The 16,505-nt window shown below is 51.7% G+C and carries 14 protein-coding genes and 1 pseudogene; 13 read left to right on the forward strand and 2 right to left on the reverse strand.

Features of this window, described 5'->3' with window-relative positions; all coding sequences use genetic code 11:
* Window positions 1-302: 302 nt before the first annotated feature.
* The 4 genes and pseudogenes from VB741_RS07685 to VB741_RS07700 all read left to right on the forward strand — a co-directional run bounded on the left by VB741_RS07685 (window position 303) and on the right by VB741_RS07700 (window position 6,480).
* Window positions 303-554 carry a DUF2283 domain-containing protein gene (locus VB741_RS07685; RefSeq protein ID WP_323364577.1) on the forward strand — a complete coding sequence of 84 codons (252 nt, stop codon included), beginning with the start codon at window positions 303-305 and terminating at the stop codon, window positions 552-554.
* A gap of 324 nt (window positions 555-878) precedes the next feature.
* A complete protein-coding gene (gene argZ / locus VB741_RS07690; RefSeq protein WP_323364578.1) occupies window positions 879-2,981 on the forward strand; it encodes a bifunctional arginine dihydrolase/ornithine cyclodeaminase in 2,103 nt (700 codons plus the stop codon).
* 131 nt (window positions 2,982-3,112) lie between these two features.
* A complete protein-coding gene (locus VB741_RS07695; RefSeq protein ID WP_323364579.1) occupies window positions 3,113-4,798 on the forward strand; it encodes a transglutaminase domain-containing protein in 1,686 nt (561 codons plus the stop codon).
* A gap of 484 nt (window positions 4,799-5,282) precedes the next feature.
* Window positions 5,283-6,480 (forward strand): annotated as a pseudogene (locus VB741_RS07700) (IS4 family transposase).
* Between the two features lie 364 nt (window positions 6,481-6,844).
* Here VB741_RS07700 and VB741_RS07705 read toward each other — a convergent pair.
* Window positions 6,845-7,009 carry a ribbon-helix-helix domain-containing protein gene (locus VB741_RS07705; RefSeq protein ID WP_323364580.1) on the reverse strand — a complete coding sequence of 55 codons (165 nt, stop codon included), beginning with the start codon at window positions 7,007-7,009 and terminating at the stop codon, window positions 6,845-6,847.
* 126 nt (window positions 7,010-7,135) lie between these two features.
* Between VB741_RS07705 and VB741_RS07710 the strand changes: the two genes are divergently transcribed.
* From VB741_RS07710 to VB741_RS07750, 9 genes are all read left to right on the forward strand, one after another.
* On the forward strand, window positions 7,136-7,372 hold the full coding sequence (locus tag VB741_RS07710; protein ID WP_323364581.1) for a hypothetical protein: 237 nt from the start codon (window positions 7,136-7,138) through the stop codon (window positions 7,370-7,372).
* Window positions 7,373-7,390: 18 nt separating this feature from the next.
* Window positions 7,391-7,558, forward strand: coding sequence for a hypothetical protein (locus VB741_RS07715; RefSeq protein WP_323364582.1), 168 nt, complete (start codon window positions 7,391-7,393; stop codon window positions 7,556-7,558).
* Window positions 7,559-7,587: 29 nt separating this feature from the next.
* Window positions 7,588-8,235: a hypothetical protein gene (locus VB741_RS07720; RefSeq protein WP_323364583.1), complete on the forward strand. Its 648-nt coding sequence runs from the start codon at window positions 7,588-7,590 to the stop codon at window positions 8,233-8,235.
* A 48-nt stretch (window positions 8,236-8,283) separates the two neighbouring features.
* Window positions 8,284-8,817, forward strand: a complete 534-nt coding sequence (locus VB741_RS07725) for a hypothetical protein (protein ID WP_323364584.1) — start codon at window positions 8,284-8,286, stop codon at window positions 8,815-8,817.
* Between the two features lie 48 nt (window positions 8,818-8,865).
* Complete coding sequence (locus VB741_RS07730; RefSeq protein WP_323364585.1) at window positions 8,866-9,171, forward strand: hypothetical protein; 306 nt, start codon at window positions 8,866-8,868, stop codon at window positions 9,169-9,171.
* Window positions 9,150-11,357, forward strand: a complete 2,208-nt coding sequence (locus tag VB741_RS07735; RefSeq protein ID WP_323364586.1) for a hypothetical protein — start codon at window positions 9,150-9,152, stop codon at window positions 11,355-11,357. Before VB741_RS07730 ends, VB741_RS07735 begins: the two co-directional genes overlap by 22 nt.
* A 526-nt stretch (window positions 11,358-11,883) precedes the next feature.
* Window positions 11,884-12,873, forward strand: coding sequence for a hypothetical protein (locus VB741_RS07740; protein ID WP_323364587.1), 990 nt, complete (start codon window positions 11,884-11,886; stop codon window positions 12,871-12,873).
* A gap of 3 nt (window positions 12,874-12,876) precedes the next feature.
* The gene (locus VB741_RS07745; RefSeq protein WP_323364588.1) at window positions 12,877-13,227 is read left to right on the forward strand and encodes a hypothetical protein; all 351 of its coding nucleotides are present in this window, start codon (window positions 12,877-12,879) and stop codon (window positions 13,225-13,227) included.
* Window positions 13,228-13,616: 389 nt separating this feature from the next.
* Complete coding sequence (locus VB741_RS07750) at window positions 13,617-15,251, forward strand: hypothetical protein (protein WP_323364589.1); 1,635 nt, start codon at window positions 13,617-13,619, stop codon at window positions 15,249-15,251.
* A 329-nt stretch (window positions 15,252-15,580) separates the two neighbouring features.
* Here VB741_RS07750 and VB741_RS07755 read toward each other — a convergent pair whose 3' ends face one another.
* Entirely contained in the window at window positions 15,581-16,462 is an 882-nt protein-coding gene (locus VB741_RS07755) for a formylglycine-generating enzyme family protein (protein WP_323364590.1), read from the reverse strand.
* Window positions 16,463-16,505: the final 43 nt, after the last annotated feature.

Here is a 16,505-nt window from a genome sequence, read left to right on the forward strand (position 1 = left end):
GACTCTGAAGGAGAAAAACCAATTTTGGCGGTTTGGTGCAGATCCAAAACAAACGTCGCGAGTTCCTATGGGTGCATCCCCAGTTTGTCGATGAATATTAATGCTCTAGCCAGGGGAGCATTTTTCGTATACGTCATTGATTAAGACATTGTTGGCAATTCTTCAGAAAGTATTGAGCCATAGCAAAGCCAGTTTTCCAAACTTATAATTGTGTAATGCACAATTTAAGCCAAACAAACGCTTTGGTCACACCAGCTTATGCTGGTATAAATTCGTCATTGGAATCAAGGAATGCTTTGCCCATGAAAGTCGTTTATGACCCAGATACAGACATCCTACAGATTGCTTTCGTCTCGACTGTAATTGAGGAAACTACGCAAATCTCGCCTGGATTAATACTTGACTATGACGAAGATGGCCAGGTAGTTGGCCTGGAAATTAGACGGGCATCCATTAGAACAGAGAGCCCTTACGCTATTTCCTTCAATATTGGTCCAGCTAATCTGAATAAGCCGTTAGCTGGTGGCAAAGAGTTGGCAGAAACCAAAGAGTAAGGAGCACTGACAGTCCGATCTAGTCGTAAAATCAAAATGCGATCTGTTTTTTTATGGTTTATTGGATTGGTGATGTCTGGCTACTCCCCTTCCATAAAGCCATTCATTTATTCAGAACAACCTATGCAAAAAACGCATGGTTTAAATTCTGAAATCGGCTAAAAGTCATAGAACTGTGACTTTTCAACCCCTATTTAAGACCATAAAAAACACGTCAGAACAAAAAAATTGTTGTAGCCCCTCAATCATGAATAATTGGGTGACGAGTGTAGAGGTCTCTTCTCCTCACGGATTGTTTTGGCTTTAGGTTCATTTGAGGTGCCCATGACGGAGTCTGTACGAATTTTGATGTGTGCCCCGCAGCACTACGACGTTGATTATGTAATCAATCCGTGGATGGAGGGTAATGTCCATCGCTCGTCGCGCGATCGCGCCCAGGAGCAGTGGAACGGTCTGCATCACATTCTCCAAGACCATGCCACCGTGGACTTAGTGGAACCCCAGCTCGGATGGCCCGATATGGTCTTTACCGCCAATGCCGGACTCGTGCTTGGCAACACTGCTGTGCTCAGCCGCTTTTTCCATCCCGAACGGCAGGGGGAAGAGCCCTATTTTCAAAAGTGGTTTGCAGATCATGGCTACACCGTTCACACATTACCTAAGAGCCTGCCCTTTGAAGGTGCAGGAGATGCCCTGCTGGATCGGGCCAGTGGATGTCTGTGGGCTGGATATGGGTTTCGTTCAGAGCTAGACTCCCATCCCTACCTGGCAAAATGGCTGGAGGTGGAGGTACTTTCCCTCAGACTGATTGATCACCGTTTTTATCACCTGGACACTTGTTTTTGTCCGTTGGCCAATGGGGACCTACTCTATTATCCCCCCGCCTTTGATACCTATTCCAACCACCTGATTGAGCGTCGCATCCCGGCAGAGAAACGGATCGCGGTAAATGAGGTGGATGCGGTACATTTTGCCTGCAATGCGGTGAATGTGGGCCAAACCATTGTCATGAACAGCGCCAGCGATGGTTTACAGGAGGCCCTAGCATCCCGTGGGTTTACTGTGATTGAGACCCCACTGACCGAGTTTTTGAAAGCGGGTGGGGCAGCTAAATGTTTAACGCTAAGGGTCACCGAAGCCCGTCAAGCGTCTCCCCAAGCCTCCTCCATCCAAAGTCGCATAGTGCGATTGGAAGGTCATTTGCTGGATTCGGGTTTGGTGAATCGAGCCTTGGATACGATTGTGTCCGGCGGCGGCAGCTTCCAGGTTTTGAGCTTTGACCTGGGGGAACAGCGGCAGGATATTTCCAAGGCGGAGGTGAAGGTCTCTGCCCCTGACTTGACGGTGATTGAAGACATCCTGGGGCAACTGGTGGATCTGGGGGCCATGATCACCTCGGACGATACGGCGGCGGCCCACCTAGAACCTGTGGTGCAGGCAGGGGTGGCACCGGATGATTTCTATGTGACGGCGATCTATCCCACGGAGGTTTCTGTCAGCGGGCAATGGATTAAGGTCCAGGGCCAACGCATGGATGGGGCCATTGCCATCACCCATACCCCCGACGGTCCAGTGGCTCACTGTAAACTGCTGCGGGAGCTACAGGTGGGGGAATCCGTGGTGGTGGGTAGCGCAGGCATTCGCACCAAACGTACGGCGAGTACTCTACAGAAAAAATCCACGGAAGAGTTTAGCTTTATGGGAGCGGGTGTCTCCAGTGAACGGCGGGTGGAACTGGTGGTGGAACAAATTGCCTGGGATTTACGCCGGATCCGTGACCAGGGTGGCAAAGCAGTGGTCACGGCGGGTCCGGTGGTGATCCATACTGGCGGTAGCGAGCACCTGCAGCATCTGATTCGGGAGGGTTATGTGCATGGGTTACTGGGGGGAAATGCGATCGCAGTCCACGATATTGAGCAATCTATGATGGGCACCTCCCTCGGCATGGACATGAAGCGCGGGGTTTCAGTCCACGGTGGACATCGCCACCACCTCAAGGCCATTAATGCCATTCGCCGCTGCGGCAGCATTGCCAACGCAGTAGACCAGGGCATTTTACAAAGCGGGGTGATGTATGAATGCGTGAAAAACAACGTACCCTTTTCCCTCGCTGGCTCAATTCGGGATGATGGTCCGTTGCCAGATACCCAAATGGACCTGATCCAGGCCCAGGAGGACTATGCCCAATTAATCGCAGGGGCAGACCTGATTTTGATGCTCTCCACCATGCTGCACTCCATTGGCGTAGGAAACATGACTCCCGCGGGGGTAAAAATGGTCTGTGTGGACATTAACCCAGCAGTGGTAACCAAATTGAGCGATCGGGGATCGCTGGAATCCATCGGGGTGGTAACGGATGTGGGGCTGTTTCTCAGTCTGTTGGTTACTCAGCTGAATAAGCTCACGGGGGAATATGCTCGGGTTTAAGGCAAACAACATCCGAGGGGAAAACGGTCGGTGTAGAAGACTGCGATGAAGAAGGCTAATGAATCCCTATAATGAGGACCGTTACTGATTCTGAAAACGCCGAGTTCAGCTGTTTTGAGCCAAATTTATTTATGTCCACGCCTGAGCACGGGTTCCCCAAACAACCATCCCAACCATCTACCATTCGGCCCATTGGTGTCTATGCCCTATCAGGTCTAGCAGCCGATGGGAAGCATCTCTTTTCCATCGATACACTCAGGGGCTATCTAGTAGCCGTTGATCCTGGGACTAACAACACAGTTATTCTCAACCCGCATCAGCTAGAAGATAAAGAATGGATCAATGCAGTGGGTCTCTCCCTCTGGCAGGATACCTTTTGGTTTGCCAGGGACCAGGAGGTGTTTTGGTGCGACAGAGACACCCTAAAAACCACCTTATTCACCCGCCTGCCCTACCCTATAGCCGGTGTAGCCGTTTGGGAAAATACCGTCTACGTCAGCTGTCAAAAATCGGGTTATATCCATCGGTTTGATCGCAGCACGGGGGAGCCCCTAGGGAAATTCCCCCAACCTGGAGTGGGGCCAGAAACCTTAGCCACCAATGAAGACGGTCTGTGGGTATGCGACCAGGCCGAACAAACGGTCTACTGCCTGGATCGCACCACGGGCAATATTCAGCTGAGCACCCTGACGCCCCACAGTTCCCCCACCGGCATCGCATTTTATCAGGCTGACCCAGACCAAGCAGCCATCTGCTACATCGTGTATGCCTACGAAGAACCCTACATTCGCGATAATCCCAACAATGCCGAGTCGCCCCATGAACTGACATTTCGCGATCTCACCTTCATCCATCCCCTATATCTACACCCAAACCCGACCGAGCAGTACACCCTCTCCAACGGGTACCTGGTGGAGATGTCCTATGTAGAAGAGCTAGTCCCCCTAGAAGCCGTCACCCTCAACAACGTAGAGTGGCGCATGGCCCTACCCGCCAATACCCTGCGTCAGCGCGTTCGCCAGGTGGAACCCATCGGCCATCCCTTCACCATCGAAGAACAAAATGGGCAACAGGTAGCTGTCTTCCAGTTCGATCAGATTCAGCCCTTCCAGGGGGGGCTGTTTGGCTGGAAGGCCCTGGTCGAAATGTACAGCATCAAGTATTACCTGACCCCCGACGATGTTGATGGGGAGCAAACCCTACCCACCGAACTCCAGCACTACCTGATCGATGACGATGAGCTGGATATGGACAAGGCCGCTATCCAACAGGCCGCCCGCGAAGGTGCAGGCACCGAGACCAACGGGTTACGAAAAATGCTCAGGATTCGCAACTATGTTTACGATCGCCTCTCCTATGGCATTCAGCCCACCATCGACACCCCGGAAGTTGCCCTGGTCAGGGGCACAGGTTCCTGTGGTGAGTATGTGGGACTCTTGCTGGCCCTCGCCCGACTCAACGGCATTGCCTGCCGTACCATTGGTCGTTACAAATGTCCCCCCCATCCTGAATTTCGCCATCTCCCCCTGGAGCCGGACTTTAACCATGTGTGGCTAGAGTTTTATATTCCTGGCATCGGCTGGCTACCCATGGAATCCAATGTGGACGACGTGATTGAGCGTGGTCCCTATCCCCAGCGTTTTTTCATGGGGTTGTCCTGGTATCACATGGAAATTGGCAAGGAGATTCCCTTCGCCAAAATGCGCGCTGACGACAAACCTGACAATTTCTCCATGCGCGATTTGGCCATCAACCACATTCGCTTTCGCATACTCGATGAGTTAAATCCCGCCAAAACAACTGTCAACCCTGAGTAAGTCCCCATTCCTAATCAGTTGGAAAAACGGTAGTCCACAAAGAGATAAGTTAGAAAATCACATTGGCGCTATCGGGTACTGTATCCACCACTAACTCGAAACCTGGAGTTTCCCTCACCCTAAATCCCTCTCCCGAGGGGAGAGGGACTTTGACGCTTTTCTGGCTCCCCGTCTCCTCTGGAGACGCTTCGCGAACGCCCTCCGGAAAGAGTAGGGGCTGGGGGTGTAGCTTGCTTCCCGCAGGGTGGACCAGAACTAGGGTTCTCAACCTGGACTTGGTTTATGTACTGCATACTCGAAACCTGGAGTTTCCCTCACCCTAAATCCCTCTCCCGAGGGGAGAGGGACTTTGACGCTTTTCTGGCTTCTCGTCTCCTCTGGATCTTAAAGGGTGACAAGGAACTTAAAGTCTATATTTGGCAATGATTTGAGAAAATAGGAAGGCAAAAAAATAGGGGACTAAGCATCCCCCACAAAAAATAAAATGTTGCCTTCAGTATACCAAACCATCTGCCGTAAGCATTTAAGCGAGTCACAGTATCTAACGCTAGAGCTGGTGTTACTTTTGATACAAGCTCATCGTCAAGTCACGCTCGCGACCTTAGCCAGCCTATTTCCTCAACCGATCAAATATGCGAGTCGTAAACGGAATCTGCAACGATTTTTAGTCCTCCCTCGTCTGAGCGTTAAAGTGCTGTGGTTTCCGTTGGTCAAATATTGGATTCGCCAAGCTCAAACCGGTCATTGTCTCAATCGAGATCAGCGTCGTCGGTTAAAAAAAAGCTCATCAGAAGTATGGATATTGGTTGATTGCGATAGATCGAACGCAATGGAAAGGGCGTAACCTGTTTATGGTGACCCTGGTATGGGGCACCCATGCATTACCCCTATATTGGGAGCTATTAGATCATGTCGGCAACAGTAATCTGAGAACCCAAAAACGAGTCTTAACACTCGCTCTGAAATTATTGAAACACTATCCAACGTTGGTGATAGGAGACCGAGAATTTCATAGTCCCAAATTGGCTGAATGGCTCGACGAAAAAGGGGTATACTTTGCCTTGCGTCAGAAAAAAGACTTCCACTTCCAACACCATCCTGGTGACGAGTACCAAGTCCTCAAAGACCAAGGATTCAAGCCGGGCATGTCTCAATTTTATGTCGGCATTAGAGGGAATAAAGGAGACGGATTAGGTCCCTTTAATCTGGCGGTTTATTGGAAACGTAAGTACCGCAAGAAAGGTCCGAAAGACCCCTGGTATATCCTGACAAATCTCCCCACCCTCAAGCAAACCTTAAAGATTTACCGTTGTCGCTGGGGGATAGAACAATTTTTTAAAGATTGTAAAACCGGGGGCTATCACCTGGAGGATACCCAGGTGAACGACCGTCGCTTTTTAGCCTTGGTGGTGGTCATTGTGCTCGCCTATAGTTTGGCTACGATGCACGGACAACGCATGCAAGCATTACGGATAGACGAGTACGCTGGCTGTATCAAAAAGCACTCAGGCAAGGCTCCCTATCACAGTGATTTTAGCTTGGGTTTGTATGGGCAACGATGGATATATGCCATGGATATATGGGCGGATTCGGCCTTGAAGTTGATCGCTCTCAAACCGAATAAACGACTCTATTTTCATCGTGGTTTTCTCGCTCTATCCCTTATGGAACATGCTTTATAGCTACGCTGTCACCCTTTAAGTCTGGCTTATGATCGTGGCGATACCCTTGGAATTGCGTCCTGTTCGTCCTCCCTCAAGCCTACAATGCCTAGCTTCTTTGTAAGTTACAACAGCGCTGATAAAGCCATCGCTGAGTGGATTGATTGGACCCTAGAATCGGATGAACTGAACAGAGCAAAGTGGCGACCTCACAGCAAGCTCAGACCCCTGTTGCTCTTGCTGCTTTCTTATCTCTAAATAATCCTCAGGGGTCAAGTGCTCGGCGGTACCTGAGAGGATTTGGTCGATTAAGGCATCTGGAGTCACTTATTCATCTAGGTCATAGGCTACAGGCCAGTATCCGCAGCAGGTGATCTTTCAATCATTAAGGCTTAGTTTGGTGATCTCGTGTTTGCTGATCCTGAGATTCTTGAGACTCTTTCATTGCTATGGCCGCCAAATGTGCCAGCAGATTGGGGACTGTGCGAGTCTCGTCAGCGGCCCTTTTTTCTAGATAGTCATAAACGTCATCTTCAATAGTGACGGTCACACGCTTAACCACTGGTTCGACTTTTTGGGAGACAGTTACGCACATAATCCTAAGCTTTATTACTACTGTTGAAATGGATTAACACAATATTATGCTAATCACATATTTTTATGTTAGCGTTCTATTGTGCCGCTGAATTTAGTCCAATTGGTTGACTTTTTCGTCCACATTTCCCAAACCGAAACCGATATGGCCAAAGTTTCCATCCGCGATCGCGTCTACAGCGACTTGTTAACCAGATACCCGGATCGGAATCTATCCGAGGCCGTTAGTTCTGCCTTAGCAGAGCTGCAAACCCTAGAGCGCCTGCTCAGGGAACTGCAATTCGTTCCTAGCTGCGATCGTTCACAAAACCTGTCCTAGCAGCCCCCACCGCTAGCCATGCTTCGCTCTATCCCTGCTTATCTCCTAATCGCCATTCTTTCCGGCGCTCCCTGCCTCTGGCTTGGCTGGAAAGCTCGGGCACACACCGATCCACTGATGGACGCTAAAGCGTGCGCTGATATCGTCACCACCTCAGTTATCGATACCCTCCAATTTTGGAAATAACGGCCACCCTCACCCCTGAGGTCAAACCCATGACGTCCCCTAACTCCCAAAACCCTGACCGCATCTCGCAGCTGGCCACGAGCATTCGCCGGATTCAACGGCGAATGCAGCCAGATGAAGAGGAGCTAACAAGCAATATCGTTTCCCATCCAGCCCTGGGGACCCAGGCAGCCCATGGCGATCCCCTCGCAGCCATAGCCCTGCTCCAGGGTCAGCAGCGAGACCTCCACATCGACCTACAAACCACAAACCGGGTCACCCACCGGATGTACAGCGATGTGCTCGGGCGTCTGATGGAGCTAGAACAGCTCCTGCCAGAAATCGATAGTGACCTCAAACGCAATCATCACAACATTCATCTGTTGGTCAACCAGCTTGAACAGATTCTCGCTGAAAACCAGGGACTACGCGCTGAAGTTGACCTCCTCACCCAAAAGCAAGCGATCACATCGGAGGCAGTCGAAGGCACGAGCGCCACACTCAAACGCCTAGCACAAAAGCGACTCACCATTTCTCAGCTGATCGGGATTACTGGAGCCTCCCTCGTACTGATCCTGCTTGGAGTGGGGCAGTTCCGACAGGGTGGCCTCGTAAAACAGCTCAACACTATACAAAACGATATTCAAGTTCTCTATGGGAACGACCACATCCTCAGAAACGAACTCCATGGGAGGTGATGCAGCACTCCTCAAAACTCTCCTTGTCCTCTACCCACATACACATCTATGGCATTTGGACTTACCGAAGATATCCGCTCTAGCCTCTCCGCTAAAGACGGGCTGGCCGATGGCACCGTCAACCCAGCCAATCTCGAACAGATAGGCTTTCAACCAGGGATTACCATCCCCGATAACCTCCTAGTCTACAAAAACCAGACAGCTGCCGATGCAGCCATTGACCAAATCACAGAACAAGCCACACTCTATGCCCAAAGCACCCGAGTTGTAGAAGAGTACACCCACCTTGTAGAAGCCGCCGAGAAATACCACAAGGCAACCCGCAAACTGCGAACGAAGGTGGCTGCGCTGGAAATCACGATCGAGCAGGCCTTCAGCGAATGGCAAACCCTCAAGCACGAGGTCAATACCGCCAAACGTCAAAGTGGACTCCTGCACGCTTCTCATGTGGAAGAAGCCAATATCGGCTTCGCCAAGTTCCAACGGGGCCTCACCCTGAAGCTGCGAGGCATGACCGATGAGTCACGCAGCGGCACAGAAGCAGGCTCTGTCAAACGTGGGCACCTGCGGCTGGTGTCCTAACTGTTGTTTCGTCAGCGGGGCCACAGTGCCCCGCAAACCAGGCTCCCTATGGTATTCACCCATCGTTCTATCGCTAAACTCTCCCGCTATCTGCTGCTCTCTCTTCTCAGCAGTAGCCTGGTGCAACTCACCGCGATGTGGAGACCCGTTGTGTGGTGTCTCATTGCTATCGGCTGCGTCGGGCTGCTGATCCTACTCATGCTCAGCGTCCAGTACTACGGTCTGTTTACCAGCAGGGCATGGGCAAAAGACCTTGAGATCCACAGGCTCAACCAGGGCCTGATTCAATTCATGATTGTTCTTCTTTTTGCCATTATCGGTGGGGTGCCAACATGGTACGCATTCTTCAGCTAAACATGCTCGATAACGACGATCGTAGATGGCTGGGCGGGCAGACTGCGCAGCTAATGCTCGCACTCTTCAGGGCAGCGCCGAAACGAGCCCTCATCCTCTACGGTGGAACACTGATAGCACTGCTTCTGTGGCTTGTCCCCATTCGCCACAAGGTACGACCCACCGTCACCCTGTCTCTCACCCTCACCGCCGCTGGCATCCTTGCTGCCACCCAAAGTGAGTTAGAGCGATGGCAAAAACAAATAGAGGCCGCTGAGGCCGATGCCGACTACCAAACAGCACTCCACAGACAAGCCACCGAGGCCGTACTAACCACACAGCAATACGCCAACGTTACCGCTGCCCGGCTTAATGCCTCCCAAGTTCTGCCTGAGTATCTAATAGAACCAGACCTCCAAGACCCAAAGCTGACCCAGGCAGCTGAGTTTGAAGAATTTAAACGGATGATCGGGGCTGCTGACTCAGAAGACTCCTCTGGACAACCAACAGCACTGCTCAAAGGTGACACCAATAGCGATGGCATTATCGATGTCCAGCAGGGCAAGTACCGCTTTTACCCTCGTAAAAATCCTCAAACTGGTCAGAAAGAACGCTGTGTAGACCTGACAGGCCATACCCACTACGCCGGACTGCCCATCGTAGATTTAGCCTCAGAGATGGCACGGGAGTCCCGTGGGTGTCTGGGGGTGGGTCCCACTGGCACCGGTAAAACACAACTGATTAAACAAGCGATCGCAGCTCAGTTTTGTTGCGATCGCACCACCGATTTCACCGTCTTTGCCCACAAGTCAGCCAATACGGCTCGGGGTGAAAAGCTGGATTACTGTGGCTTAGAAAACTCAGAAGACCTCTACTTACTCACCGCCTCGATGAGCGGTGGAGTCCTCGAAGAGGCCGCCTACAGGCTCTACTGTCGGCTCAGGGTACTCCAAGGCATCATGGAGCGGGGCTCGAAAGTACCCAGTGTGGTTGTCATCGACCAAATCAATCAGGGGCTGGTTGCGGCCAACAAAGCTGAGCGGTACGCCCTGCGAGACGACGATGGGGAGATACTTTTCCCATACCTAGAACAAACCTATAAAGATGACCTGGCCACCCTCCTGGTCGATGGCCGTGAAAAATGCGTTAAAGCCTGGGTGTTTGGTCACGCCAACACAAACGAAGCGCTGGGGCTCTCCCATCAAATCAAAGAAAATGTCTTTTACGTGGGCCTTGGCCGTGATGGCATCTATAGCGCTGTCACCAACCCCCTCAAAGATGATCGGTTTATTGCCGTACCCTCTGTCCGTAAGGCACTGGTAGCAAATCTGCAAGCCTACTTCAAAGCCCATGAAGAGTACGGCAACCCGGTGAACGTCGTACTGGCCATCACAAACTGTGGCAGTCAAGGGTGGAGACTGGTGATCCTGCCACAACTCCCTGACCCTGACCCCATAGAACTGGGTGTCACCAACCCTCCCGCCACAACTCCCCAGGCAAAGCCAGCGCGGCCCAAACCACAGCCAGAAATTGAGTCGGTGCGCGACCGGCTCGAAATACAACTTGGCTCTGACCTGGGCCAGCACTACACCGCCGCCCAAAAAACGACCGCAACAGCATTTATCCGCTGGATAAAACAGCGACGCCACGACTTCATCGACGCTCAAGGGCTCCTCGATCCAGAGATGGTTTCCTATGGCTTTGATGGAGTAAACAGCGTTGAAGAGATGGAACTGATCCTGCAACTCATCAGTGAACTTGGCTACGGTTCCTTTGAGGAACATCCCCACACAGGGCTGATAGCCTGGCGACTCAAAGGAGCAACCCCTATCGGTGCCGACCCATGGCTCCTCAGAGCACCTACACCTCTGCCACCGCCTGAAAAGCTACTGGCAGAAGCGGGAACACCAGAATTAGCCCCCTTACCCGATGGCATAACCCCCGAAATCTTCAAAACCATCCTCTTTTATTTGGATCAAAAACAGCCTGGCATCCTGCTTACCCCCAATGGCTTTCTAACAGGTTCCTACAGACTGATAGACAAAGACAGCCCAGAAAAAATCAACACAGCCCAGATGCGAACAGCACTCAAATATCTTGACTCCCTTGGCGTTGTATCCTTTCCCAATCTCGAAGACAAACAGTTTAGATTCCTCGGTTTCCCTGAAAAGCCTCATACAAAAAACATCCCAGAGGATATCTCTTAAGTAGGTAAAAATAACGTCCCCCAGAACCTCATATCCACCTATGAGTTTTCACTATGAGCTATACCCCAAAAGCAATACACACCATGAGATCCGCATGATCCGCAAAACACGTATGAGGCATTCTCATACACGTATGAGACAACTATGAGACAACTATGAGAAGCAGAGAAAACAAATTCAAGTGATGCTAAAGCGTTCGCAGAAATCGACCTAGAACACTTACCATGGGCCTCGCCGTAACCCCAAACTGAATGCCATTAGAGATCACCGAGTACGCTGGGTCTTAGGCCGGCGTTCCGGCCCTAACCAGAGGGTTTGGGGAACTCGGAGAGACCCCAAGCAACATCTTTAAACTCCACACCAACCGCTCAGATCATTCGCAGACCACCCCTTAATCAAAACAGTAATGAAACCACCCGACTTCTTGTTGCCTTATTTAAGCCTCACAGAAAGACCACCTTAAGGATGCCTCATCTCTGCCTTAATGCCGTTCGCAACATTCATGTACCCTACCGAATCTACTGCAATGACTTCCTTTCGACGCAACAACATCCAGGGCATCATTGACCTTGGCAATGCCGACATCAAGTTCCTCTACCGCATCGGTGATGACTCAGACGACTGGCACAGACATAAATTTGAATCGGTTGTCTCCACCAGCCCCCTAGTCAATAACCATCCCGCCCGAGTCCTCCTGGGTGAACAGTCGTATCTGATCGGTGAAGAAGCCACCGCTGTACAGTGCGATCGCACCGGCAACACCGACAGCGGCAAGGTCTTAAATGCGCTGCCATTGACCATCCACGCCCTGATCAAAGCAGCAGGCATGGGGAAACCACTCTCAGCAGACCTGATATTTACCTGCCCTAGCGTAAAAGCCTACGGCGCAGACATCCAGGCAAAGCTTGTGGGTGAGCACAAAGTCACCCTACCTCCCGACAATGCCGCCCTCATCGATGAGCAAAAACAGACCATCCGCATCGACTCAGCCATACCGCAGCTGGAAGGCTATCAAGCCTACAGACTGGTCAAGTCCGAGTGCCCACACGGGGCAGTCATGGTGGATATCGGCAGCCGCACCATCCTGGTCACCGCCGTGGATGCCCAGGGTCGCATCCTTAACCGCTTTGCCAAAGACGATTGTGGCTGTCACCGCATAGCAGAGCGAGTCTACCAGTCAGAGTGTCTCATTGGTCTGAAGGGCATGACTCAACGCCTCCCCAATGCAGACCAGGTGATGGCGTTCCTGCTTGACACCACAACGAACAAATCCCTCCGTCAGCAGCAAGCAACACGCATAGAACCCCACGTCCTGGCCTGTGTGCAAGACGCTCAAACCTTTGTCAGCCAATATGGAGACAAGCCAGTCTATCTGATGGGTGGCGGCTCCATGCTGCCAGGAATGGTAGACGCCTTTAGCAACAGCCAGCAAAAAGCCCAGACCATGCCTGAGGCCACCTGGGCCACCCTAATTGGGCTATCAACCGTTGCTGACAGACTTTTCCCCCAGAACTAAATCATGGGCGATCGCAAACAGATCCGAGTGTATGTCGATGTAGACCAGTGGACTGCGCTCAAACCAGACGACAGCACGCTAGAAACCGACACCGACACCCTCAAACGACTCCTGGCTGAACTAGCGCAGCTGCGGAGTTTAGTTGGCCAGTTAGCCGATCAAGATGTAGTACAACTCAGCACCATGGTGGCAATCCTCTCGGATATTCATGCCAATCCACTGATCGCCCTCGGCATGTGTCTGGAAAGGTACCGACAAACCGAAGTCCAGCCAGTGCTTCAGTCCAGTGGCCACAAATCCCGAGCCGTCATCGCCACCCCTGACAACTTTGTCGATAACTCAGGAGATTTCTAATCAAGCCGCCATGTTCAAACAATATGCAGTGATCGACAATTACGTTTTGCGTCAATTCTGGACCCCTCACAGAAAATCGCTGGGAATTTACCCCTCAAATCAGCGATCTCAGGCGAGGCCTAGTAAGTTCTTGGGCGTCACGAAAGGAGGAGTATCGATGAACTAACAACGTCCAGACACTAAAAAACCTTCTGAACTTGACGGGAACGAAGGCTTTCTAGGTATTTAACTTATCCACTAGACGCGGCGTCTTAACAGCAGGCTGACAACCAAGCTAAGACGGCGACAGGGCTTTCATGCGAAATTTTAGCGAGAATTAGACATTCTTGCAACCCATTGCTCAATCCCTTTCTGTCTGGTGGTTTTGCCCCTTACTAACCACCAAACCAATGGCAGTTGCATCCACTTTGCAGCAGCCCAGATTTGTTCAGGAACTCGACGATCAGTTCCTGGCACTGTGGCCGCATCGTTTTGACTACCTATATTCTCCCCACCCTGACCCTGGCACCAAACCCCAGTGGCAAACAGAGACCCGACATCCGCTCTCAGACAGACTGATCAATCAAGGCACCTATCTCTACGGCGTCAGGTTTGGATCTGTCACCCAGTACGCCATGCTCGATATCGACTCGGGCAGTCCTTATCATCCCCGGCGTGACCCACTGGCTATATCACGGATGTGTGAAACCCTTGAACCACTAGGACTCCTCCAACACCTGATCCTGACCAGTTCAGACAGTGGCGGTCTCCACATCTATTTCCCATTTGAAACACCGCTTACCTCCTGGAAAGTCGGTATTGCGATCGCAACACACCTTGAGAACAAAGGCTTCAAAGTCATGCCTGGCTGGTTAGAGGTCTTCCCCAATGCCAAAGCCTACAATCCAGCCGGAAACAGCCTCTATAACGGCCACAGACTACCGCTACAGCAGGGTAGCTATCTACTCAATAAGGATCTAGAGCCAATAGCAAGCAGTGGGCTTCACTTTCTCCATAATTGGGCGACGGCCACCGCCCACAACGACATCACCAGCGAAACCTTAGAGCGAGTCATTGCACAGGCCCAGCGCAAAATCTATCGGGTCTCCCACAAAGCGGAAAAGTTTCTCAACGATCTCAATGCTGAAATTGCAGTGGGATGGACTGGCCACAGCCAAACCAACCGGCTGCTGGGAAGAATCACCATGCGGGCTTACATTTTCGGCCATATCCTCGGAGCACCAGAGCCCCTGACCGGCGAGGCCCTAGTAGAAAATGTAGTAGAAACCGCTCAGAGCCTACCTGGGTTCACCCTCTGGTGTCGCCACCAAAAGGATCTCAAAACCAAAGTGAAAGAATGGGTAAGGTGCATTGAAGCCAGTCACTATTTTCCTTATGGCTCAGACAAACTCCCTGGGAACGCGGCACCAGCCGGACCATCCTGGAATGAAAAACAACAAACAGAAGTCCAAAAACGAATCACAAAAGCCGTTATCGACCTACAGTCAGCCAACAACTGGCCAGGTGGCATCACAGAACGCTTTGACAGACTGACTACCCAGGGCATCAGTGGCAGCTCCCTCTACAAATACAAACATCTCTGGCACCCACGCTTTACCGAGACAGCTGCTGCTGTCACCCCAATCAATATCCCCCCAGACCCCCCGATTTCTCAAGGGGATGCGTTGGGGAACGAAACCCCAACGCAATCCTTACAAGCTTATTGGGAAACTGATTGTAAGGAGCCTGACGACAATGGTTTCAGCGCAATTCAGACAGATGAAAACAGTAGCCCAGGGTGTAAGACTAAGGTTCCATTAAAGCGGCCACAGCTTCAGCAACTGCGGCTCGAAATAGAACAGGCCATAGCGTCAGCCCAAAAGGCTCAGGCAAAGCGCCAGCGCTCCTATATTGATGACTACCTTGACCAAGCACAACGAGACTACAGAACCCAGCTAGAACAGTGGGCCGCATCCGGCGATCCCATCCTCATGACTGAGGCAAAATCGCGACTAGCGGCCATGGATGAGACCAATGGTTTTTGAGACACCATTCAGCCATAAGACTCCTAGAACGTCTACAGTATTGATGTCACGAATGCATGTAGCTGAACAGGTAGCCCACGGTGGAGACAATATTGGGATTTGAGTAGTAGTGGATACTGTTGGCGAAGTCGAAACACGGTGTCCGTGCCAGAATTGAGCTAATAATTTCCATTACTACTCAAACCCCTTAAGGGTTTCAGCCTATGATACCTTTTCGTCAGGATCCAGGCCGGCCCCCTAGTTGCGCGCGCAGGCAACTAGGCAAAACCATTCTTCAAAGATTTGCCTCAGAAAATTGCCAGAGGGCAAGAGGGAAAAAGGGTAAAGGGTTATGTCCTCGCGCCGCCGCACACCACCCGAAAACCAACGTCGTAGCCGAAGTCGTCGGGCGCGTACCTGAAACGGAACGCCGACCGGCAGACCGCGGGAATGTTGATCCAGGAACCGCCCCGCAGCACGCGTTTTTCTTCAGCATCGTCCTCATGGTCTAGCCAGGCGCTGCCGTCTGCGGGGGCTCTCTCATAGCTCTCATGCCACCAGTCCTGGCACCATTCCCACACGTTGCCGTGCATGTCATAGAGGCCAAAGGCGTTAGCCACTTTAAAGCTACCCACGTCTGTCGTCTCTTCTCGATACTCACCGTGGGGACCATCGCCGTAGGCTCCTGAGTAAGTTTTACCTTCGTGTTCAAAATCAGTGCCCCGGTAGTTGGCCAGATCGGTAGTGATCGAGTCACCAAAGTGAAACGGAGTGGTGGTACCCGCTCGACATGCATATTCCCACTCGGCCTCGCTGGGCAGGCGGTAGGGGCGGCCCGTAGCTTTTTCTAAACGACGGCAAAACTCAACTGCATCCAGCCAAGAAATTTGTTCTACCGGGCGATTATCCCCATCAACCTGGGATGGCTCTGGATTGAGTTCGCGCTCTACCTGCGGCATTGCAGCCACCCCTCGCCACTGAGACTGGGTGATGGGGTGCTTGGCCATGAAGAAGGGCTGAGCAATCGTTACTGGGTGTTGGGAGCCTTCATCCTTGTATCTACCTCGCTCATCCTCTGGAGAGCCCATCAAGAAGCTGCCAGGGGGAATATAGACCATATCTAGCGGTGTGTGCCCCGTCGATAGCTCCAGTTTGTCTTCGGTGAAGAACTGGGCGGTGCGTTCTCGATACTGAATGAGGGGCTCTGGTTTAGCTGTCGAAGATGCTGCCATAGAAACCTAGGAAAAAGGGGTGGGCTGAGCAACCGTTCAGCTA

The sequence above is a fragment of the Leptothoe sp. PORK10 BA2 genome (assembly GCF_034932105.1).
Lineage (GTDB): Bacteria > Cyanobacteriota > Cyanobacteriia > Phormidesmidales > Phormidesmidaceae > Leptothoe.

Coding starts and splice junctions, on each gene's coding strand:
- VB741_RS07685 (WP_323364577.1), top strand. CDS start 303: ATGAAAGTCGTTTATGACCCAGATACAGACATCCTACAGATTGCTTTC.
- argZ (WP_323364578.1), top strand. CDS start 879: ATGACGGAGTCTGTACGAATTTTGATGTGTGCCCCGCAGCACTACGAC.
- VB741_RS07695 (WP_323364579.1), top strand. CDS start 3,113: ATGTCCACGCCTGAGCACGGGTTCCCCAAACAACCATCCCAACCATCT.
- VB741_RS07715 (WP_323364582.1), top strand. CDS start 7,391: ATGCTTCGCTCTATCCCTGCTTATCTCCTAATCGCCATTCTTTCCGGC.
- VB741_RS07720 (WP_323364583.1), top strand. CDS start 7,588: ATGACGTCCCCTAACTCCCAAAACCCTGACCGCATCTCGCAGCTGGCC.
- VB741_RS07725 (WP_323364584.1), top strand. CDS start 8,284: ATGGCATTTGGACTTACCGAAGATATCCGCTCTAGCCTCTCCGCTAAA.
- VB741_RS07730 (WP_323364585.1), top strand. CDS start 8,866: ATGGTATTCACCCATCGTTCTATCGCTAAACTCTCCCGCTATCTGCTG.
- VB741_RS07735 (WP_323364586.1), top strand. CDS start 9,150: ATGGTACGCATTCTTCAGCTAAACATGCTCGATAACGACGATCGTAGA.
- VB741_RS07740 (WP_323364587.1), top strand. CDS start 11,884: ATGACTTCCTTTCGACGCAACAACATCCAGGGCATCATTGACCTTGGC.
- VB741_RS07745 (WP_323364588.1), top strand. CDS start 12,877: ATGGGCGATCGCAAACAGATCCGAGTGTATGTCGATGTAGACCAGTGG.
- VB741_RS07750 (WP_323364589.1), top strand. CDS start 13,617: ATGGCAGTTGCATCCACTTTGCAGCAGCCCAGATTTGTTCAGGAACTC.
- VB741_RS07755 (WP_323364590.1), bottom strand. CDS start 16,462: ATGGCAGCATCTTCGACAGCTAAACCAGAGCCCCTCATTCAGTATCGA.